This window comes from Marinobacter alexandrii (assembly GCA_039984955.1).
Taxonomy (GTDB): Bacteria; Bacteroidota; Bacteroidia; order Cytophagales; family Cyclobacteriaceae; genus Ekhidna.
Genome location: JBDWTN010000007.1, coordinates 2,473,737 through 2,496,136, shown reverse-complemented (window position 1 = coordinate 2,496,136; position 22,400 = coordinate 2,473,737). Strand labels below are relative to the sequence as shown.

Genomic DNA, 22,400 nt, shown 5'->3' with positions numbered 1-22,400 from the left:
CTTTTATCCTTATGACTAAAAAGTGAATCTCGGGGTTTTTACAGCCTTTCTTCCGCCAAATACTAAATCTGGCAAATCGTACCTCAAAAACACTTCATGAGATGTCGGCTGCTTCGCATCTCTGTTCTTTATTACATAATCGAATGAGTATCCTGCCTTAAGCTTATTGTTTTCTAAAAAAGAATATCCAAGTAATAGACTTAAGGATTCTCCTCTTCTGAAAGCAAGCCCTCCCCACATTCTTTCTTGATAAATGGCTACCGCACTTATATCATAGGTATACGAATTTAGATCTGAACGAATAAGAATAGTTGGATTGAGAATTAAATCTCTTGTAAGCCCCATTGTTGTACCAGCCATTAAAATGTAGTTGATTGGAATTATGTTGGCAGCATCAGTACCAAAATCAAATCCAGGCTCTATAATATTTTCAACTGATGCACCAATGAAATAATTTCTATTTGATAGAAAGTATAAGCCTGCATGAAGATTAGGTTTTAACTGAGACTCTCCTTCTACAGGTATAAGCCTATCTCCTCCATCTTCAAATCGATAATTGCTATTTGTAGACAAAAAATTAAGTGCAGGCATGATTCCTAGTGAAAATTCTCCGAAACCAACTTTTTTACTGTAAGAAACTGAAAACCTTGCTTGTAAGGAACTTAATGGTCCTGTTCGATCATTGGAAACTGATACGCCAAATCCAGATATGGCACTTTTTACAGGAACCACTAGAGATACAAGCTGAGTCGTTGGAGCTCCTTCTGGATCAAAGGAAGCGTCATAACCAGCCCACTGTGTTCTGTGATGCGCAGCTACAAAAGCCTGCTTCTCTGTCCCAATCCAACCTGGGTTGTAGTACGATGGATTGAACATGTAATGATTGAAGAAAAAATCATTCTGTCCAAAAACATTTTGACCTACAAGAATTAAGATCAGAATAAATAACTGTCGAAGGTTATTTTTCATATTGTAAGTATAACCCCTACAATTTACATACCCTTATTTAAAAAGTACTAAAGGTTATTTGCTTCTTTGATATATACCTCTAAAGCTCCAGTCATCGATGGGGCATTTGGCAAAGGTGCTTGAATATCCAGAATTAACCCTGCGTCTTTCACTGCCTTTGATGTAGTGGGGCCAAAAGCTGCTATCCTTGTATTGTTTTGCTTAAAATCAGGGAAATTTTGAAGTAGAGACTCAATACCTGAAGGACTAAAGAAAGCGATCACATCATAGGTGACATCGTCAAGGTCAGATAAATCTGATGCCACAGTTCGGTAGATAGTAGCCTCTGACCAATCATATCCATTCTCATTTAAAAAATCAGGGATATGTTCAGTTCTGATATTTGAGCATGGGAAAATAAATTTCTCCGATTTATGCTTTTTAATAACATTAAGCAAATCAGCAGCAGTACGCTCTCCTGTGAAAATCTTTCTTTTCCGTATGACTATATACTTCTGAAGATAATTAGCAGTTGTCTCTGAAATACAGAAGTACTTCATATCCGTAGGGATTTCAATCTTACTTTCTGTGGCAAGTCTGAAAAAGTGATCTACTGCATTTCTACTGGTAAAAATTACAGCTGTATGATCAAGTATGTTGACTTTTTGCTTTCGGAACTCTTTTATCTCTACTGGATCAATTTCAATGAATTGACGAAAGTCAATTTTCACTTTGCATTTTTCCGCTAATTTTTGATATGGAGAATTCGGCTCGGACGGCTCGGGCTGTGATACTAAAATGTTTTTTACACTCTTCAAACGCTCTTTATCCATTACCAAAAGGTCATCAATCGCACTCATGTAAATTTCTGCTTTTATGATTATTTAAAGAACCATCCAAGCAAAATCGTGGCAGGGATGATTTCTGTGGCACAAAGGTAGGAAATAATAACAAGTTTTTTACGTGGAGAATTATTAACAAATTTTAAAGTGAACCATAAAACGAATAAGATTAATATGATCGGGAAGACAATAACAAAGCCTGAAGATACCCACGAAGAATATTCATTATTTAGAACAAAATCCAGTGCAATAAACCCCAATACAGGAATAAGCAGAACTAAATTAAAATTCAAGAAATCAAAAAGTTGAAAATTTTTAAGCCCTTTGAAATAGAAGAGTTTTGCAATCAGAGAAACCACAATCCATTTCATAATGATGATCAGAAAAATTACAACAGAGAATTGTAACCAAATCCAGAGTAGTCCAAAGATAGATTTTTGCTCTACCCAGCCAAGACCTAATAGGTTACTTAGATAGATCCCCAGAAATGCTAATGCTACTGAAAAGAAAGAAAGCAAATACATGCTTGAACCACTATAAAAATTCGTATTTACAAACTCATATGCACTTATTTTAAAAGTGAATGTTTTACTTGCCATATAAGACACACGGGAAGATTGCGAGCTAACAATAACCCCAAGTAGTATCAATAAAAAGATAAGGCTAATAATCACAAATTCAGAGAGTATACTTCTACTATTTCTTGGGGCAGAAACCTCCTCCTTAACGACCAACAATTCTTCATAAATAATAAGCTCACATACGAGTTGATCCAGACTTGATTTCGAACTTAAAGAGAGATAAAGTGTATCCATTTTAGATCCCCCTAGTAAAGAATCTGGATCATAGATTTTACAACCAGAAATCTTATCAAACAATCTTCCATTGACCCAAACGAAAAGATCTGGATGACAAATTCTAATTTGTCCTTGTGGCTTTGCGTTGATGAAAAAACCTGCTTTTTCAATATCAAGCGAAGCTATAGGTGAAATATCACCATCATTGTCAATCTCGACCAGTATTTTCGTGTAATCAGTGATGACAATTGTGTCTTGCTGACTAAAGGTCAACAAGCATACAGGTAGTAGAAGGCACGTAAAAAGTATTTTCATTAGAATTTTGCGACGTATCCAAAATGAGCTTTCATAGTAGAAAAAGATATTGCTTGATCAATTGATTTTCCCACAGCAAGTGCAAAACTAAATTGACCTGACGAAGTTGCAAGAGCAAACCCTAAACCTACACCAAAAGGTTGGTCAGATAATGATCCACTATATACTAATTGGTCATACAAAACATACGCATAGCTGTTATTTTCAAAAAATGATCGGAACTCAAATCTGCTTAGAAGAAATTGCTCAGCAAAAATTGATTTTTCGTTAAACCCTCTAAGCGACCTCAATCCTCCGATGCGATAAAGTTCATTTCTTAGGAGCTCATCATTTTCCAAGACACCAACTCTGACAGAATGAAAAAAAGCTTGACGTTTTAATACCGGCAATTGATATGCAATATGTCCTTCTAATCTGTATGCATTTGTTTGAAACTGAATAGTATCGTAATAAGAGTCTGGCAAATTCAAATTCCTATCTATTGATTTTCTTCCTACAGCGGATGATATATTCCATGCCATCGCTTTTTTAAATTTCCCAAGACTGGAAAATACTCCTCTTGAAAATTGAATTAAATAATTAGTTCGGGTGAAGTCCGCTAAACCTGATATAGACAACAGTTCTATATCTGTTGATAAAAGAGTCCCACCTGTTCTTTCATATTCAAGAAAGAGTTGAGTCCTTGGTGAAATAAAGGTGTGAATACCAATTCCAACAAGGCGAGTCAGGAATGTTGTATCTTGTTTAAGTAATTCGAATCTAAAAGAAGGTGATAGCTTAGAATCAAGAAAAAATGGATGCTTATAATAAACATTTAACTCCTGTGAAGATTCGGAAAAGCTCTCCCAAGAAAATTTAAATTGTTTACCTGATCTAAATAAGTTCTGAATATCTAATTCCACGCTTCCAACAGCCGTTGTTCTCCCCTCACTACCTTGTTGAAGTCCTACAACCCCTTGAAATGTACTTGACGCTTCTTCTTTTATATCTAAGAAAGTAATTGCTCTATTTTTCTTAAATGACAGATCGGGTGGACGATTTATCAAAAGAAAGGGTGATCGCTCGATTTTACGTGAAATTTCTTTATGATTTTTCTCACTAAATAAATCTCCAGGAACCATATCCAAAAGCTGATATATATATGATGTACTCGTTTTAGGTTTTGTGAAAAAAAAGGCTGAGTCATAAATAATCTCAGGTCCAGAGGTTATCCGAATTTTCCCAGCAAGCGTATTTTTATTTAAAAATTTTAGCGAATCCAATTCGAAACTAGCAAATGGATAGCCTCTATTGGCATATGAGCTTAACTCCCTTTGTAGGTGTTTATCAAGGTTCTTACCCTTAAATCCTTCGAATCTAGCGTTCATCATATCCCCTTTATGGAGATAAATTCTTATAGTTTGTGATGATACATTTATTGAATCAACTCCTGAGAAAAAATATCCTTTGTTTATCCAGCTCAACTGAAGGTCAGTCACAAATTCAGATAACTGAAGGGAATCCGAAAAAACCCTCGCATCATAAGGGTCTCCATCCTCAAATATTTCAGCATTAATTTGAGCCTTGGCAGAAAAAGCAAGCATAAAAACCAACAGAATCAGAATTCTTTGCATCGGTCTTTGCAATTTAGCTCCAAATCATGGCAGGCATTTACATTCATATTCCTTTTTGCAGACAGGCATGTCATTATTGTGATTTTCATTTCAGCACTAATCTCTCCAAGCAAGATGAAATGGTCGATGCAATCATACTGGAATTGAAAGAAAGAGAAGATTACTTAGAAGAGCCTGTAAAGACTATCTATTTTGGCGGAGGAACACCTTCTTTGCTCAAAGAAGTTCAATTAAAAAAAATAATGGCTTCTCTGCAAGATCATTATGAAATAGATAATGAAGCTGAAATAACATTAGAGGCAAATCCAGAAGATCTTACTTTAGATCAAGCAAATTCAATTTTTGATAATGGCATCAATCGTTTGAGTATAGGCATACAAACATTCAACTCAGAAAAGCTCAACTGGATGAATCGTGCGCACAATTCTAATCAATCAATCTCTGCGTATGAAAATGCCAGAAAAGTAGGATTCAAAAACATTTCTCTAGATCTTATTTATGCGATCCCAGATCATAACAGAAAAGAGTGGGAGACCGATTTAGCTACTCTAAGTGATTTAGAACCAGAGCATATTTCATTATATGGATTGACAATAGAGGATAAAACTGTCTTTGGAAAATGGGAACGTGAACAAAAGCTTATAGAAGTTCCAGAAGATGAGGCAGCAAAACAGTATTTGTTCGCAATAGATTTTTTAACATCTAATGGATTTATTCAGTATGAAGTATCCAATTTCGGTAAGGCCGGATTCTCTTCAAGACACAATAACGCTTATTGGAATGGGGTCCCCTATTTAGGTGTTGGTCCTGGGGCACACTCATTTAATAGTACATCAAGGCGCTTCAATATGCGCAACAATGCGCAATACCTCAGAGCTTTACATAAAAATGAACCATATTCAGAAACTGAAACCTTATCTAAAGTTCAGCTTGTCAATGAAAAAATACTTACGCAGCTAAGGACTAATCAAGGCCTATTGATTGAAGAAATTGATCAAGGATTACTGATCAATTTTATGGCTCATCATGATGCTCTAATTCGAGAAATGGTTTCGCAGAATCTTGTGGAAATAGACAACAAGCACATCCGCTTAAAGCCTCATGGGTTTCTTGTTGCAGATGAAATAGCTTTGCGCCTGTTTTTTCCCGAATAACGCCTACTTTTGCAGCTCCAATGGACGCTACGACAAAAAAAGCCACGCTTCTGCTGAAATCTCTCATTTTCCATTATCATGGACTAGATGAGGAAGAAAAAGCTATGCTAGAAGAAACTGCTTTGAAGTTTCAAGCAAAGGAAGAAATGGAGTGGGCTAATAGATTCATTTCTGAAGATTACTTATCCGCCTTTGAAAGATCTCGTGAATTTCTCTCCAAAATTTTTGTTAAAATGAGTGAGCAAGATCGGCTCAAGCATTTGATGGAGGTGTGGGAAGAAACACATAAAAAAGGATATGTCACCGAGATGGAGACCACCGCCATCCTTACTCTCTCAAAAGACTGGCAAGTCGAAAAACAGTTTCTCGAAGTAGTAAAGGACTAAAGGCTCATCATTTCTCTAAATCTTGCAGATTGTCTTCGGCTTACTTCTATTTTTTCTCCTCCTTTTAATTGCACCAAAAGCCCTCCGTTAAACCATGTATCAATGGACTCTACCCAACCTAAATTAATGATGTGTTTTCGGCTTGCTCTAAAAAAGTGACGATCGTCTAGTCTTTCATCTAGTGCATTTAATGACTTGTGAATCATTGGCTTGAATTTATCAAAGTAGACTTTGATATAATTTCCGTCTGATTCAAATAGCCTTACGTCTTCTAATTTCACGAACCAACACTTATCTCCATCCTTTACAAACACTTGATCGGTACTACTCAACTTTTGATCTTTGGCTGATTTTTTAGATGCCTTTGTGGAAACTTTATTTAGGCTCTCAGCCAATCTTTCTGGCTGAATAGGTTTTAGCAAATAATCGAGGGCATTGTAGTCAAACGCCTTTAAGGCAAATTCATCATAAGCTGTCGTAAAGATGACTTGAGGAACTCTTTCCATTCCTTCCAGCATTTCAAACCCAGTTTTACCTGGCATTTGAACATCAAGAAAAACCACATCCGGTTCTTGTTTTTCAATTTTTTCTATGGCCTCATCTGCATTCGCAGCTTCATCTATTACTTCTATTTCAGGATGATTGGACAAAAGTGACATTAACTCCTTCCGAGCTAGCCTTTCGTCATCAACAATAATTGCTTTCATACTTTATAGATCAGGTTTCTTAGTGGAAAATATCCTTTTAACTACATCAATCTGTCGCTTGAAGGTATCGAAATAGAAGTTAAAACTGTGTTTTTTGATTCATTCTTTATTTCAAAAGTAGCACCTTCTCCAAAAATCAATTCCAGTCTCTTCTTTGTATTTGCAAGACCAAATCCTTTTGAAACATCTTTTTCTCTCGATAACTGTCCGGTATTACGGATTTGTAGGTGAAGTTGTTTTCTTCGGACTGTCGTTGAAATACTTATTTCACCACCATTTTTCAAATTCGATATTCCATGTTTTATCCCATTTTCCACGAGTGTTTGAAGCATCAATGGTGGGATCATGTATTTTCCTGAATTTCGATCAATATCAAACTTGGTAGTCAGCCGCTCTTCGTATCTTATTGATTCCAGTGCCAAATAGTCCATCACGGTTTTTAGCTCTTCCATAAAAGGAATTAGCTTTTTTCTATCGCTAATGAGCGAGTTCCTTAAGATGTGAGAAAGCTGTGTTATTGATTCTTTAGATTTTCTGGGGTTTTCATCAACTAACGCTCTTATACTATTCAAGGCATTAAAAATGAAGTGAGGATTTAGCTGGGCTTTCAGGTTATTTAGCTCTACTTCTCTTGCTGCAGTTTCTGCTTTTAGTGACTTATTGTATCTCTGAACGTAATGAAATGCAAAGTAAAAAATCGTCCAGATAAAATAAATAGCCCAATAAACCACCGTATTTATCAATACAGTAAAAAGCATCAACTCTGATTTTGCTACCGTATCCGTAAAAAAATCTATAACAAGGAGGTAGGTATAATTAAACCCACTCAACAATAATGTAACAATGAGTAGCCGCGGAATTAAGTGACTCAGTCTGAGATTTAGCCAGCCAATACGGATAATGAGATATCTGAAAAAGTGTGTGCTAACTATAAAATAAAATACCTGATAGATAAGCCCAATGGCCTGGGTGAAGTCAAATCTTTCAGCTATCGTATAGAAAAATACCTGAACAAATCCGTAAAGTCCCCAGCCGAACAGTTGACAAATCCAGTATATTTTATTCTTGGTCATTGAAAACTAAAGCTACTAAAAGCCCTATTTAAAATGGGTCGAAGAAAATCAATTGACGGTTTTATTTGATGGATGGTTTTACCTAATAATTAACAACACTGCCTATTCCGTTAATGAAAATTAACAAACCTAGCTGTTTATCCGTCGTACTAAAGGCAGGACTAAACTTTAAATAAAGACTAAAATGAAATCATTACTCTTATCTCTACTACTGACTGGCGCTCTATCTATCGGAGCATCAGAAGCCCCACTACAAAACAATCCAGACTTAGATATGCAATTAGATGCAGATCTAATTTTTCAAAAAATGGTGAAGGTATACGACTATGACGGCAGACTTGTAAGAGAGCTTCTTCTTAGTGATGTTACCGATAATCAAATCAGCCTTGTTGATCATATGATTCTGGAAGAAAGCGATTATGCATTTGACTTTCAGGGTGACTACTACTACTTTGGAGATTCGGACAATATCCGAGCCATCGTCAATTAAGCTCTTCTTTCAGGAACTTAGCTGTATAGCTGTCTTTTACTTTTATGATCTCTTCCGGAGTGCCCTGAGCGATAATTTCTCCACCGGCAGAACCTCCCTCTGGTCCGAGATCAATAATATGATCTGCTACTTTGATCACATCCATATTGTGCTCAATTATTAAGACGGTATTTCCTTTGTCCACCAACTTCTGGAGAACATCTAATAAGTGCTCTATGTCTTGAAAATGAAGGCCTGTAGTAGGCTCGTCTAATATATAGAATGTTTTTCCTGTATCTTTTTTGGAAAGCTCTGTCGCTAGCTTTACTCGCTGTGCTTCTCCTCCTGATAATGTTGTGGCATGCTGGCCTAGTGATATATATCCTAATCCAACTTCGTCTAAAGTCTTTAATTTTCTTACGATTCGAGGTTGATTTTCAAAGAAGTCCACAGATTGTGATACTGTCATATCAAGTACATCCGAAATCGATTTTCCTTTGAACCTAACTTCTAATGTTTCTCTGTTATAGCGCTTTCCTTTGCATGTCTCGCACGGAACATGAACATCTGGCAAAAAGTCCATTTCAATCAAACGCATTCCTCCACCTCCACAGGTTTCGCATCTTCCTCCTTTTACATTAAAGGAAAACCTTCCTGGCTTATATCCTCTTATTTTTGCTTCAGAAAGCTGTGCAAAAAGACTCCTTATTTCGGAGAATACGCCAGTGTACGTTGCAGGATTCGATCTTGGTGTTCTTCCAATTGGTGATTGGTCTACTTCGATAATTTTATCAAATTCATCTACACCATCAATTTTTTTGAAGGGTAATGGCTCTTGCCGGCTCTTGTATAAATGCTTTCGAATAATAGGATACAATGTTTCATGGATAAGTGTGGATTTACCGCTTCCTGAAACTCCGGTGACCAGAATAAGATTTCCAAGAGGTAATTTCAAATCTACATTCTTTAGGTTATGGCCTGAGGCTCCTTTGAGTTCTAGCCATTTGCCATTTGTACTTCTTCTTTCGGCAGGAACCTCAATTTTTCTCTTGCCATTGAGATAGTCTGCTGTGGAACTTCCTTGTTTCAGAAATTCATCCGGGCTGCCTTTTGCTACTATCTGACCTCCATGCCTTCCTGCTCCTGGTCCAATATCTACTACTTCGTCAGATTCAAGCATCATATCCTTATCGTGCTCTACCACAATGACAGTGTTGCCTAAATCTCTTAAGTCTTTGAGCGCCTGGATCAATTTCACATTATCTCGCTGATGTAACCCAATACTCGGTTCATCAAGAATGTACAATACATTCACAAGTTGAGTACCTATCTGTGTGGCTAGCCTAATTCGCTGTGCTTCTCCTCCTGATAAGGTTCTTAATGAGCGATTCAAACTCAAATAGTCCAAACCTACATCTAGCAAAAACCCAATTCGTTTTCTAAGCTCCTTAAGGATTTCTGTTGCAATAATTAGCTGACGCTCATTTAGCCTTTCTTCCAGGTTAATCATCCATTTGCCTAATGAATGAATATCCATCTCTGCTAATTCCCCTATGTGTTTATCTGAAATTCTGTAATGAAGTGCCTCTCTCTTCAGTCGATATCCATTACACGTTGGGCACGTTCTGATGTCCGTAAATTCTTTTACCCAAGCCTGAATTTTTTCTGAACCTCCATCTTTTTGCTTCTCGAGGAAGTTGATTATTCCTTCAAACTTCGTATTCCAATCCGTTCCAGGATACTTTACTGAACTCACGGCAACAGGAACACTATCTCCATACAAAAGTATGTCTATGATTTCTTTAGGAATCTTTTGAATGGGTGTAGAAAGATTCACTTTATTCCTTTTAAGAATTGCTTCGATCTTCTTAAAAATCCAAATGTCTCGATACTCGCCGAGTGGTGCAATGCCTCCCCTGCTAATGCTCAATGATGCATCTGGAATGACTGACTCTTTAGAAATTTCTTCAATCACTCCCAGCCCATTGCATTCAGGACAAGCGCCGTAAGGAGAATTGAATGAAAATGTGTTTGGAGCTGGCTCGTCGTAGGCAAGTCCTGTTTCAGGATCCATCAGATTTTTTGAAAAATGGGCTATCTCGCCATCTTCCTTTTGGATCATCATTACTCCATCTCCATGGCGGAGGGACGTATTGACTGACTCGCGGATTCTTTTACTGTCTTTTTCAGAAACTTTTATTCTATCGGTTACAATTTCGATATCATGTGTTTTATATCGATCCACTTGCATTTTAGGAACTAAGTCCTGCACCTCGCCATTCACTCTAACTTTCGTGAAGCCGAGTTTTCTTATCTGCACAAATAGCTCTCTGTAATGTCCTTTTCTACCCTTTACTACTGGAGCTAATAATACTAGTTTCTGGCCGTCGTGATTTTTTAGGATCATATCAATGATTTGATCTTCAGACTGACGTGTCATCTTTTTTCCCGACAGGTAAGAATAGGCTTCTCCCGCTCTTGCATATAGCAATCGAAAGAAGTCATATATCTCCGTAACGGTACCTACTGTTGATCGAGGGTTTCTGGAAGTGGTCTTCTGTTCAATAGAGATCACAGGGCTAAGCCCGTCTATTTTATCAACATCCGGACGTTCCATGTCTCCAATGAACGCTCTAGCATAAGCACTAAAGCTTTCCATATATCGACGTTGACCTTCAGCATAGATCGTATCAAATGCAAGGGATGATTTACCACTTCCACTGATACCCGTAATAACGATCAGTTTGTTTCGCGGTAGCGTTACATCAATATTTTTGAGATTGTGCTCTCTGGCGCCAATTATCTCGATTACTTCCTCTCGCTTTTTCAATTTTCTTAGAACCTATTAGAAGTTAGGGCTCAAGTTGTATTTGTTGTAGAATTCATCAATAACCTCTACTGCTTCAGTGGCAGTATCTACAACGTTAAATAGGTCCAAGTCTGACGGACCAATGTTAGCTTCCATGTCTAGCATGGTGCTTTTCAGCCAATCAACCAATCCAATCCAGTATTCTCTACCTACCAGCACAATTGGGAATTGCCCGATTTTTTTTGTCTGGATAAGTGTTAAAGCCTCAAATAATTCATCCATTGTTCCAAAACCACCCGGAAGCACAATGAAGCCTTGGGAGTATTTTACAAACATCACTTTTCGCACAAAGAAATAGTCAAAATCTATGCTCTTATCTCGATCTATGTAGATATTGTTGTTCTGTTCGAATGGGAGATCAATATTTAGCCCTACCGACTTTCCACCCTGAGCATTGGCTCCTTTGTTACCCGCTTCCATAATCCCCGGTCCTCCTCCTGTAATTACACCATATCCATGACGAACAACTTTAGCGGCTATCTCTTCTGCTATCTTGTAATATTTATTGTCAGGCTTTGTTCTTGCTGATCCAAAAATGGAAACACACGGGCCAATCTTAGACATCTTCTCAAACCCTTGCACAAATTCCCCCATCACTTTAAAAATGGCCCAAGAATCAGTGCTCTTTATTTCATTCCAGTCCTTTTCTTTAAAAGCTTCCAGAATCCTCGCTTCTTCTTCCTTGCTTATATCCTTATTTTCTTCCATTATTTATTCAAGTAAATCTTGCAACGCACTGTTTAACGATACAAATTGAAAATTAAATCCTGCTTCCTCAATTTTCCTGCTAGAAACACGATTTCCTCCCACTAATATATCAGCCATTTCTCCCACGATCAATCGAAGCGCAAATTTAGGAACATTCGGCAGCCAAAGTGATTTGTTTAGTTGATTTGCTACAGATTTAGTGAATTCTTTATTCGTGTGTGGTGATGGAGCTACACCATTAAAAATTCCTTCTACCGAATTCTCCAGTGTATGGGCAAAGATTCCGCACAAATCCTGAATATGAATCCAACTCATGTGCTGATCGCCTGGGGCCAATGGAGCTCCAAGTCCAAACTTTATTGGTTTCATCAACTCAACTAAAGCTCCTCCGCGCTCACTTAAGACTATGCCTATTCGAACCTTTGAGATCTTAATGTCCAGCTCCTTGAATGTATCTACTTCTTTTTCCCAATCTTCAACCACATCTGCCAAAAATCCATCTCCTTTTTCACTTTCTTCATCAACTAGTTTATCCCCAGAGTCCCATCCATAATAGCCAATAGCTGACGCTGAAGTAAAGTGTTTCAGTTTAGGGTTAAGTTCAGCTACTTTTTCTTTCAATAGTCGTGTAGAGTCAATCCGGCTATCATATATTTCTTTTTTCCATTCCGCAGACCAGCGCTTATCAGAGACTCCAGCACCTGCCAAATGTATAATTGCGTCAGCAGAAGTAATGGCCTCATCATCTATTTCCATCTTTTTAACATTCCAATAGAATGTCTGGTAGCCTTTTTGCGTTGGGTTCCTAGACAGGTGTGTTACGGTATATCCTTTAGATGTTAGGAGTTCACTTAATTGTGTTCCTACCAGTCCTGTACCTCCTGTTATTAGTACTGTTTTGATTTGGTCGTTTAGATTTGTTGAAGACATGGAAAAATTCGTTTATAAACATACTCTCACCTATATCCTTTTGTTCGTATTTGGCTCTTCATTTTGCCAAAAAAAGTATGATCAAAAGACGGAAAATTCAGATTTGACTCTGGAAGGTAAGTCATTAAAAGGCTACAAAACAAGTTTTGATTTCGGCCGGGAAGAAGTTCGAAAAGGTTGGTGGAAGTATGCTCGAGAGTTTGGGAGTCCGCTTAATATGAAATCTTATTACAAAGTCACGATTCCATCCGAAACTACGGATGGAAATGTAGACTTAGTGATCTTTACCCAAACACTTGATGGTAACGGTGGTACTGACTTTTTTCTAGGATTGGAAAACGAAAAATACAGAGAACAGGGGCTTTCTATGGTTCTGGATTTCAAAAAGAAATTCTACATCAATGACTTAGTGAAACAAATCGATCATAAGTTGGATCAATCCTACAGCTTAAGCCAGCAGTACCGAGATGAAATACTGGAAGATAAGAAGCAAGAATTGCTTGATAGGATTACCTCTTTGGAGCAAGAAGTTGAAGGGTTGAAAGACTTAATTCGGATGATTGAGAAGGGTTGATGAACTTTTAACGTATTCCTCATCAATGACCTTTTATGTTAGAAGGATCTCTGCTAGTGTGAAAAACATCTACAATGTAAATAGCCTCTTCTGATATTTCGTAAATGATCTTGTAACTCCATATCACTTTATATCGATAGTTTTCTTGTTCACTTTTTAAGGCTGGTTCTTCTTCAAACTTTTCGGGGAAATTATTTAATGATTTAGTTCCAGAAACAATCTCATCTCTAACCTTTCTTGCTCTTTCAATTGATTCCCGCTTTTTTATGTAGTTGTAAATGCTGCGTAATGAATATTTAGCTTCATTATCCCAAATTATTTTCAACTTTTTCTTTACCATTCCTTCATCTCTTGTTCAAGATCTTCCTGACTAGTAAACTGACCTGAATTTATTCTTGATTTAGCTGCTTTTACTCTCTGCCGCAATGTGGGTTCACTCATTGGTTCACCTGGCAATGTGTAATCATCAAGGTCGGCCTGAAACATACCTCTAACTAATCTTAAAATACGATCATCTGCCTGATCAATGTATTTATGTAACTCCTCTCTCAATTTTGCTGTCCCCATAATATTGTATTTAGATTCAATAAAGGTAACAATCATTCTTTTAGAACAGTGCAATCATACTCCATTTGAATGGTATCAATGTACCCTAACCTCTTTTTCAATAAAATATAAGATGAGGAGGGGCAAGGTTTTTCCTTTTCTTAGACTGGAAAACTAAAATATCAGGGAGTAAGTGCTTATCGGTGAAAATACCAACAAGGGCTGAAAGAATTGAATAAATACAGCTTACAAACTTTAACTTATTCTAAAAGCTTAAGTCACAGACTTAAGCCAGGTGAGGATTGTTGGATATTTGTTTAATTGAATGAAAGGCCCAAGCGGACGCTTGCGCCAGTGGGGGTTGAAGGATCTGATAAGGGAGATTGAGAAAAGTTAAAATCACAATTTGATAATAGGATTTATCACTCATAAACTCTACGAAAAGCATTAATTGCGCAAAATTCGAAATATGAGAATTATAAAAAGCCTACTTCTTTTCTTAATAGTCGCGAGCTGCAGCCAATCGATAGGTGATGAAAGTCCTATCGTATCTAAAATCACTGCACAAGTGAGTGGTATTACAGATGAATGCAAAAAGCTTGATGTCATAGATGCTGAAATGCAGCGACTAATTGCAAAAATAAAAGCTAAATACAGCTCCGAGGAGTTATTTGAAAAACGGTTTGAAATGTCTCAGGTATATTGGATTCAATACAGAGACCGACATGTTAAAGCACTCTATCCACTAGATTGGAATACGCACTATCGTAAGGAGTATACAAAGGAGGTTTTCAATGATTGCAAATGCAAAGAGAATAATCGCATGACATTGATTAGGATCAAAGAACTTGCTTTCTATTTGGAGGAAAGTGAAGAAAAGGGTGACTGCCCTGCTATCTGGAATCAATAAAAAAGGCCTCCTAAAATTAGAAGACCTTTCAAAAAATCGATCCTTATTTTTTAAAAAGAATAATTCACTCCTACACTAAAGGATCTACCAGGAGATCTTCTAGAGAAAAACTGAGGTTCTGCGTTGTGTCCATTATAGAATTCCTCGCGATCATCATTCAGTATATTGTTTACACTAAAATTCACACCTACATTGTCTTGAGCTCCAAAACGCTTATTGATATTCAAATTAAGGCTATTGAAAGGTTGAGAATACACATCTGGGAAGAGTCCGCCACCTACTACTGTTAGGGTTTTGCCCTGAACATTGTAATACAGTCCAGCATCAATTCTTGTTTCAAAGTTTTCATAGGCTATACCAGCATTAATAACATATGGAGCTTGACCTGCCATTTCTCTTTCGTTAGTGATTTCCTGGCCCGCTTTTCCAAAATCAGTACGTGCCTGAAACTCTACATTGGACATTTCAAGTTTCGTTTTAACCAAGGTTACATTGGTGATCCAACTGAAGTTGGTCAAGCCAGGAGTGATGAAGTCAAGTGTTTTTCTCAATTCAAGCTCAGCTCCAATCAACGTTCCATCACCTACATTTCGTGGTTGAAATTCATTTGTGGTTTGTGCTTGTCTAATTCTTACAAGCTCGATAGGATTGCTAAACGTTTTATAGAAAGCACTAAAAGATAGTAGCTGTCCTCTGTCCATAAACTTTTCCCATCTCAAATCGAAGTTGCTGATGTTCGTGGCTTGTAAATTTCCATCCCACTCTCCCTCATAAGCAAATAACCCACCGTTGAAAGTCCTATTACTTACTGGATCTAATATTTGCGCAAAAGAAAGTTCTTTAAAAGATGGTCTTGCTACCGTCCGTGAGACTGAAAATCTTAGATTTTGTCTATCCGTAAGATTATAAATCAGATTTGCTGAAGGAAACAAATCGGTATTGTCAAGCACTACATCATTATCCAAGTTGTTACCTGCGTTACCGTTGGATTGAGCAAAGCTAATATCACGTCCTGTATGTCTTTGTTCAAATTTTTCTACTCTCAAACCTACGATTGCTTTCAAGTTAGAAAGAGGAGTCACTTCAGCTGAAAGATAAGCAGCTGAATAATTCACATTGGAATTATACGCATTTGGATTTGGAGTTCTGTTTCCAGATTGGAGATATCCATTCCCGTCGTTGGGGAAAAGATTCTCTTCCAATAAAATTTCATCTGGGTCTCCAGTCCAATCTGGCTGTCCGCCAAAGAATTGAAATTGATATTGAAGTATTTCATAATCTCTCTCTTTATATGTGTGGCTTATACCAAACTTGAAGGTAGCCTCACCTCCAAAAGCTGTCGCGTTACGTGTTAAATCAACACGACTGCTGTAGTTAACTTCATCGAGATACCTCCATATACGAGTAGGAAAACCAGCAGCACCACCATTAATTGTTTTGTCCCCACCTTCATTCGTGAAAGCAGCTTTCCGAATATCAGGGTCTGTCATGTTAGAAAAAGTCGGAGAAAACTTCCAATCAAGTATCCAATTGTTGTCATTAAAATGATGCTCTCCATTTACAAGTACATTCGTCAAACCACGCTGACCGTATACCAGGTTATCTGCGTTACCTGAAAAACCAGATTTACCAATCGCTTGATCTTCTGGATCATCCAGAATGGCAAACTTCGCTGTAAGTCGCTCTCCATTTTGGAGATGCATCAGATTCACTCTAAACTTAGAGTTGTTTGTTTTGTAGGCGATTCCTGCCAATCCTCCAATAAGTGTATTAAGTCTAGATTCAGTACCTGTCTGAATAGTAGCTGGTATCAATTCTGTACTTGTTTCGCGACCTTCTTGTATTTGATATTCTCCATAGACAACATTGTCGAAGAAGGTTGTAGTGCTTTTATAGGTTGTGGATAAAATGTAACCCAATTTATGCCCATTGTTAAGTTCTTTTTGATCACCAAGGTTGAAACCAAGGCTGTAATCCAAAAAGCTTCTTTCTTGCTGAGCACCCAATTGCTTGTTAAATGAATTGTTAAAATCTAAAATTTGCTCATCGGTGTATTGCCTACTTAAAGGAGAAGGGATTTCTTCGTTTCGAGCTCCCTCGGGTAAATCTCTTAGTCCATTGTCAAAGCCAAGCCAATCAGTACTGCTTCCTTCGTGCGTCAAGTAGTCACTTTGTAAATGCATGCTTGGATTAAAGGTCATTCCAAAAGATGCTTCCAAAATCTTCTCATCCGGAAAATCCTTTGTTTCAATATTTACAACACCACCGGTAAAATCAGCAGGTAAATCAGCCGTTGCTGTCTTATAAACAATCATGTTGTCTATCAAATTAGTAGGAAATATATCAATCTGAAGACTGTTTCGATCTGGATCAAGTCCTGGTATGTCCATGCTATTAAGCATAGTCTTGGTATACCTATCCCCAATACCTCTGACATATACATATTTGCCTCCTTCAATTGAAACACCTGTTACTCTCTTAACAGCCGAAGCGGCATCTGAGTCTCCAATTTTCTTGAAGTTTGCAGATGAAATACCATCCACTAAACTGGCTGACTTTCTCTTTACTGTAAGAAGGGCTGCCTCTGTGGTTTTGATCACTTCTGCTGTCACCACGACTTCATCCAATAACTCAACGTCCTCTTTAAGCCTGATCTGATCAATTACAGTTGCATCTCCATCTTCAACAGATACGCCATTTATCGTAATGGTAGAAAACGAGACAAAAGAAGCTTGAATGTCATAAGTGCCAGGAGCAGCATTAATTTGGAATTTCCCATCAAAGTCTGTCACAGCACCATTAGTGGTGCCTTTAATTACAACAGTAACCCCTATGAGAGGTTCGCCAGTTGTATCTTCTATTACTGTCCCTCTAATAATTCCCTTCTGTGCGTATAGAGAGGCACTAATAAGGATAAGAAAATAGCCCAAATAATGTCTAAAGATGTGTTTCATCAAAATAAAAATTTAAAAAGCAAAACCCGTTGACTAAAAGTCAACGGGCTGAAATTGAATATTTGTTATTAATCTTTACAAACCAATATCAGTCAATGCACCTGCACTTCCAGCGAAAGTCCAAGCAAAATTGCTAGCTGCAGGACCTCCTACAGTATTAGCATTTGTATTAACTGAAGTTATAACTCCTGTATCTACACCAGCGAAAATTTCAGCAGCATCTGCAGCTCCTGTTCCAGTTGCTAGTGTGTATTCCCAAGCGCTGTTCGTGCCGTTTCCATCACCGCCGAAAGATTCGATTGGGTTAAAGTTTTGATCACCTGCTTCATCTGGATCTTCATCCTGAATAAATCCATAGTCAGCATCCCAACCGTAGAAGTACATGTTTTGTAGTTCTGCATTCGTGCTTCCATCAAAATCTACCAAGTGGTCAATATCTGTTCCGGCATATACTGTACCATCAGTGAATGTATGCACTCCTCTATTACCTGCTCCTTCTGGACCGTCCAGCTCGAATGCACTTCCATTTGGAGTTACAATTATGAAATCAGAGCATGTTCCGATCCAGTCTTGATCTGTGTCAAGCCCATCATCACCAACATTCCAAATAAGGACATTGGAAACGTCAACATCTCCACCAAACCATTCGATTCCGTCATCAGCATTTGCAACTACTTCTATGTGAGCAACAGTGGTTCCAGAACCAACAGCTCCGAATGTGATACCGTTAATTTCGTTACCCGATCCAATGTTAGTTCCTGCATGTCTTACAGATACGTAAGCGATATCTCCTGAATCATCAGCATCAGTAGACCCTCCGTAAAGACCTCTTTCTTCTGAAGTAGGAATTCCTTCGATTTGAACTTCTGTAGCTGAAGCAGAGATGGTTGCATTACCTAAAACAATCAAACCACCCCAAAGGCCTTGTACATCTGGATCAAGATTTGGACTTGCGTAGCTTCCTGCAACAATATTAGCAGGGGAAAGATCATCTGAAGTACTTGTAAAAACAATTGGAAGAGCTGCGGTACCCACTGCATTGATAGTACCTCCTCTAGCAACGATAAGAGCAGAAGCTCCTGATCCTTGACCTGCTTGCCCTTTGATTACCGTACCCGGATCAATCGTTAATGTCTGGCCTTCATTTACGAAAACAAAGCCTCTAAGTACATATACATTGTCTGCAGTCCATGTTACGTTATCAGCACCAATTCCATCTTCAGAAGCAAAAACTTCTACTTCAGGAAAATCAGCAACAGTTAATACATGAGTGAAATCATCAGAATTTCCGTCTACGTCTGTTAATGTAAAAACTAGCGTATTAGCTCCTATCACCAGACCAAGGTCCGCAACAGTTCCAGAAACCACTACACTTGCCGAAGTTTCACCAGCTGCCGCTGCAGGAAGAATATCAGCAGCAGTGCCTCCATTAACAGTTACCACAAAAGATGCAATTCCTGCTTCTGCTGTAATCTCAGCTGTAACACTTAAAGTACCATCAATAGCCAATGAAGCACTAGCTGGAATTCCAGCGATTGAAACTTCACTCGCTACAGTACCGCCATCATCATCTCCACAAGAAACCATCATTAGTGTTCCTGTGATCAACGTTGCGATTGCAAATATTTTTTTCATTTCCTTTTTGCGATTTAAATTTTATTAGATAGATCAATTTGTATCGCAAAAATGAATTTTAGATGTTACCTGAGGTCGGTTTGGCTGTTATGAAAGGGTTAAAGAACGATCTCTTTTGTTAAAAACGTATTAGGAATATTAAGTCAGTGTTAACATCACAGTAAAAAACTGTCTCAAAAGTCTGTCATCCTGAATTTATGAAGGATCTCTCTTTGATAATTTGAGTTTAACTAAATGTTGAGAGAGATTCTTCCTTCGCCCGCCTAAACGGGCGGGCAGGTCAGAATGACATTCTAGCAACAGAAAGGCTTTTTAAGAAAATCTCTTTAAATGATTTTAATGCGTGCTACTTATTGATGTCCACCTTTGATAGAAGAGATTTAATGATGTCATGTGTAGTTACCTCATCTGCCTCTGCTTCATAGTTGAGTAAGATTCTGTGGTTGAGCACATCATCAGCAATTTCTTTCACATCTTCTGGAAGCACGTAATCGCGCTGATTGAAAAAGGCAATGGCCTTTGCGGCAAGGTTCAGATTGATAGATGCTCTTGGAGAAGCGCCGAATTGAATGTACTGTGCTTCATCATTCAACTTGTAGTCCAGAGGATTCCTAGTAGCAAACACCAACTCGATAATATATTTCTCTATTGATTCAGAAATGGTCACTTGATTGATTTCATTTCTAATGGAGAAAATATCTTCTTTTGACAATACTGTCTCTAGCTGTGGGTTAAAGCTCATGTTAGAGATTCGACGCATCACTTCCATTTCATCTTCCTTGCTTAAGTAATCAATATGTACTTTGAGCATGAATCGATCTACTTGTGCTTCTGGAAGTGGGTAGGTCCCTTCCTGATCAATCGGGTTTTGGGTGGCCATTACCAGGAAAGGTCGATCGAGCTTGTACGTTGTTTCGCCAATGGAAACCGTTTTTTCTTGCATCGCTTCCAATAGAGCAGACTGTACCTTGGCTGGGGATCTATTTATCTCATCCGCCAAGATTAGATTAGCGAAGATCGGTCCTTTCTTCACTTCAAACTCCGCCTTTTGCTGATTGTAGATCATGGTACCTACTAAATCTGCCGGAAGCAAATCGGGCGTAAATTGAATACGCTGAAAATCCAAGTGAAGTACATCTGCCAATGCGTTCACTGTTAATGTCTTTGCAAGACCGGGCACACCTTCTAACAGAATATGTCCTTGAGTGAAAAGTCCAACTAATAGTCTATTGACCATGTACTCTTGGCCAATCACCACTTTGCCTACTTCAGAAATGACCTTTTGGATTTTATCCTGATGCTCTTTTTGATGGTCCTTATCTAGTACTTGCTCTTCCATGTTTTTTATTTGAGTTGCGCTTGCAAAAATAGGTTTTGAATTCAAATATTAAAGAACCATTTGAAGTAAGGAAAAAACGAAGGATTTTCGGTGCTAAACCCGGATTATTCATTAGACTTTCTATTGCATGACAAATTCACTTCAAAATCAGGCACTTAACATGATATTGGCTCGTCACCATAGCGGTGCTATGCATCCTCAACCTAAGTGCTGATTTTCTTGTGCTTTTGCCTTTCATTACAAAACTCTAATAAGCAAACCGGGTTAATTCTTGTTAATAGCCGTAGACCTCCGCATGAATTTCCTATTGAACGTTCGAATGATAAGTCTAGAGCCTTTGTCATAGGTGATATAACTCCAAACCCAATTGTTTAATGTGATGAGTTTATTTCTGAATCCTATCAAGTACATGATGTGAACAAACATCCAGATCAGCCAAGCAAAGAATCCTTTGAAGTGCATGCCATTGGGCATATCTACTACTGCTTTGTTCTTACCTATTGTAGCCATTGAACCTTTATCTAAATATTTGAAGCCCTCAGTTTCTTCCTTTTTAAGAATTTTTTTCAAGTTCTTCGCGAGATGTCTCCCTTGCTGCATCGCCACAGGCGCTACCATCGGGTGACCATTTGGAAATTCTTCACTTTGCATCATCGCTACATCTCCAATAGCGAATACATTTTCGGTTCCTTTCACCCGACTAAATTCATCCACCAATATTCTACTTCGCTCAACGGATGACTCTTCTAAGCCTTCAACTACATTCCCTCTTACCCCTGCTGACCAAACCACTGTTGCAGTTTCAATTTTTCCACTATTGAGTGTGACTGTATCTCCGTCATAGTCTTCCACGAAGGTGCTCAATTGAACATCAATCCCCATCTTCTTCATGTAGTTCAGTGCCTCTTTTCCTGCAAAATCACTCATTCCATTGAGCAAACGAGCAGACCCCTCAATCAGGTGGATGTTCATTTGTGAGAAATCCAGATCAGGATAGTCTTTAGGAAGTATAAAGCGCTTCAGTTCAGCCAGCGCACCACTTACTTCTACCCCTGTCGGTCCTCCACCTACTACTACTATATTCATCATTTTTTCTAGCTCATTCTGATCTTTTGTCATCACAGCTTGCTCAAAATTTTGGAGAATATGACTTCTGGCATCTAGTGCGTGAACAATGCGTTTTAGTGGTAACACTTTCGGACGAAAGTCTTTCTTATTGAAGTAATTGGTCACTGAGCCATTTGCAAGAATCAGGTAATCATAGGATAAATTACCAATACTTGTCACCACTTCATTTCTCTCTGAAGAGATTCCAGTCACTTTCACCATACGAAAAAAGTGATTTGGACTTCCTTCCAAAGATTTTCTAAGAGGCCTTGCGATAGAATCAGGTTCAAGTCCGGCTGTAGCTACTTGATAAAGTAGTGGCTGAAAGGTATGAAAGTTGTTTTTGTCCAGAAGCACTACCTGAGCTTCAGTCTTCCTCAACTCCTTAGCCAAATTGAGTCCGCCAAAACCTCCTCCTACAATAATAATTCGGGGTAAGTCAACATCTGGAATAGCGAGGGAAAGGTGAGCTGGAATTGGCATGATTGTATTGTTTTACTACATAACACCTTCGACCTGAAATA

The 22,400-nt window shown here is 38.1% G+C and carries 20 protein-coding genes; 5 read left to right on the top strand and 15 right to left on the bottom strand.

Annotated features, from left to right (window positions below):
• Positions 1-15: 15 nt before the first annotated feature.
• The 4 genes from ABJQ32_17455 to ABJQ32_17440 are packed head-to-tail and all read right to left on the bottom strand — an operon-like array spanning position 16 to position 4,515.
• Entirely contained in the window at positions 16-969 is a 954-nt protein-coding gene (locus ABJQ32_17455) for a PorP/SprF family type IX secretion system membrane protein (GenBank protein MEP5291446.1), read from the bottom strand.
• A gap of 47 nt (positions 970-1,016) precedes the next feature.
• A complete protein-coding gene (locus ABJQ32_17450; GenBank protein ID MEP5291445.1) occupies positions 1,017-1,808 on the bottom strand; it encodes a uroporphyrinogen-III synthase in 792 nt (263 codons plus the stop codon).
• 20 nt (positions 1,809-1,828) lie between these two features.
• Positions 1,829-2,902: a DUF4271 domain-containing protein gene (locus ABJQ32_17445; protein MEP5291444.1), complete on the bottom strand. Its 1,074-nt coding sequence runs from the start codon at positions 2,900-2,902 to the stop codon at positions 1,829-1,831.
• Positions 2,902-4,515 carry a hypothetical protein gene (locus ABJQ32_17440; protein ID MEP5291443.1) on the bottom strand — a complete coding sequence of 538 codons (1,614 nt, stop codon included), beginning with the start codon at positions 4,513-4,515 and terminating at the stop codon, positions 2,902-2,904. The genes ABJQ32_17445 and ABJQ32_17440 overlap by 1 nt, the downstream gene beginning before the upstream one ends.
• Before the next feature lie 26 nt (positions 4,516-4,541).
• Here ABJQ32_17440 and hemW point away from each other — a divergent pair, with 26 nt between their 5' ends.
• Both hemW and ABJQ32_17430 read left to right on the top strand, forming a co-directional pair.
• A complete protein-coding gene (gene hemW, locus ABJQ32_17435) occupies positions 4,542-5,669 on the top strand; it encodes a radical SAM family heme chaperone HemW (protein ID MEP5291442.1) in 1,128 nt (375 codons plus the stop codon).
• Positions 5,670-5,689: 20 nt separating this feature from the next.
• Complete coding sequence (locus tag ABJQ32_17430) at positions 5,690-6,055, top strand: hypothetical protein (GenBank protein ID MEP5291441.1); 366 nt, start codon at positions 5,690-5,692, stop codon at positions 6,053-6,055.
• On the opposite strand, the gene ABJQ32_17425 is transcribed toward ABJQ32_17430, so the two are convergent.
• Both ABJQ32_17425 and ABJQ32_17420 read right to left on the bottom strand, forming a co-directional pair.
• Complete coding sequence (locus ABJQ32_17425; GenBank protein MEP5291440.1) at positions 6,052-6,762, bottom strand: response regulator; 711 nt, start codon at positions 6,760-6,762, stop codon at positions 6,052-6,054. The two genes, ABJQ32_17430 and ABJQ32_17425, sit on opposite strands and share 4 nt — an antisense overlap.
• Before the next feature lie 41 nt (positions 6,763-6,803).
• Entirely contained in the window at positions 6,804-7,835 is a 1,032-nt protein-coding gene (locus ABJQ32_17420; protein ID MEP5291439.1) for a histidine kinase, read from the bottom strand.
• A 184-nt stretch (positions 7,836-8,019) separates the two neighbouring features.
• Between ABJQ32_17420 and ABJQ32_17415 the strand changes: the two genes are divergently transcribed.
• A complete protein-coding gene (locus ABJQ32_17415) occupies positions 8,020-8,325 on the top strand; it encodes a hypothetical protein (protein MEP5291438.1) in 306 nt (101 codons plus the stop codon).
• Here the strand turns inward: ABJQ32_17415 and uvrA are convergent.
• Genes uvrA through ABJQ32_17400 form a run of 3 tightly spaced genes read right to left on the bottom strand, consistent with a single transcriptional unit; the run spans position 8,318 to position 12,811 of the window.
• A complete protein-coding gene (uvrA, locus tag ABJQ32_17410) occupies positions 8,318-11,134 on the bottom strand; it encodes an excinuclease ABC subunit UvrA (protein MEP5291437.1) in 2,817 nt (938 codons plus the stop codon). The two genes, ABJQ32_17415 and uvrA, sit on opposite strands and share 8 nt — an antisense overlap.
• A 15-nt stretch (positions 11,135-11,149) precedes the next feature.
• Positions 11,150-11,881 (bottom strand): TIGR00730 family Rossman fold protein, encoded by a 732-nt coding sequence (locus ABJQ32_17405; GenBank protein MEP5291436.1) that lies wholly within the window; start codon positions 11,879-11,881, stop codon positions 11,150-11,152.
• Positions 11,882-11,884: 3 nt separating this feature from the next.
• Positions 11,885-12,811, bottom strand: a complete 927-nt coding sequence (locus ABJQ32_17400; GenBank protein ID MEP5291435.1) for a TIGR01777 family oxidoreductase — start codon at positions 12,809-12,811, stop codon at positions 11,885-11,887.
• On the opposite strand from ABJQ32_17400, the gene ABJQ32_17395 reads away from it, so the two are divergent.
• Complete coding sequence (locus tag ABJQ32_17395; GenBank protein ID MEP5291434.1) at positions 12,810-13,385, top strand: hypothetical protein; 576 nt, start codon at positions 12,810-12,812, stop codon at positions 13,383-13,385. The genes ABJQ32_17400 and ABJQ32_17395 overlap by 2 nt on opposite strands.
• A 22-nt stretch (positions 13,386-13,407) precedes the next feature.
• Here ABJQ32_17395 and ABJQ32_17390 read toward each other — a convergent pair whose 3' ends face one another.
• A complete protein-coding gene (locus ABJQ32_17390) occupies positions 13,408-13,725 on the bottom strand; it encodes a type II toxin-antitoxin system RelE/ParE family toxin (protein ID MEP5291433.1) in 318 nt (105 codons plus the stop codon).
• Entirely contained in the window at positions 13,719-13,952 is a 234-nt protein-coding gene (locus ABJQ32_17385; protein ID MEP5291432.1) for a hypothetical protein, read from the bottom strand. The genes ABJQ32_17390 and ABJQ32_17385 overlap by 7 nt, the downstream gene beginning before the upstream one ends.
• A gap of 448 nt (positions 13,953-14,400) precedes the next feature.
• Here ABJQ32_17385 and ABJQ32_17380 point away from each other — a divergent pair, with 448 nt between their 5' ends.
• Positions 14,401-14,841, top strand: coding sequence for a lysozyme inhibitor LprI family protein (locus ABJQ32_17380; GenBank protein MEP5291431.1), 441 nt, complete (start codon positions 14,401-14,403; stop codon positions 14,839-14,841).
• Between the two features lie 50 nt (positions 14,842-14,891).
• Here the strand turns inward: ABJQ32_17380 and ABJQ32_17375 are convergent, their stop codons facing one another.
• The 4 genes from ABJQ32_17375 to ABJQ32_17360 form a co-directional block, all read right to left on the bottom strand.
• A complete protein-coding gene (locus ABJQ32_17375; protein MEP5291430.1) occupies positions 14,892-17,795 on the bottom strand; it encodes a TonB-dependent receptor in 2,904 nt (967 codons plus the stop codon).
• Positions 17,796-17,870: 75 nt separating this feature from the next.
• Positions 17,871-19,430 carry a hypothetical protein gene (locus tag ABJQ32_17370; GenBank protein MEP5291429.1) on the bottom strand — a complete coding sequence of 520 codons (1,560 nt, stop codon included), beginning with the start codon at positions 19,428-19,430 and terminating at the stop codon, positions 17,871-17,873.
• Positions 19,431-19,776: 346 nt separating this feature from the next.
• Positions 19,777-20,769, bottom strand: coding sequence for a MoxR family ATPase (locus ABJQ32_17365; protein ID MEP5291428.1), 993 nt, complete (start codon positions 20,767-20,769; stop codon positions 19,777-19,779).
• 264 nt (positions 20,770-21,033) lie between these two features.
• Positions 21,034-22,359, bottom strand: a complete 1,326-nt coding sequence (locus ABJQ32_17360; protein ID MEP5291427.1) for an NAD(P)/FAD-dependent oxidoreductase — start codon at positions 22,357-22,359, stop codon at positions 21,034-21,036.
• Between the last annotated feature and the right edge of the window lie 41 nt (positions 22,360-22,400).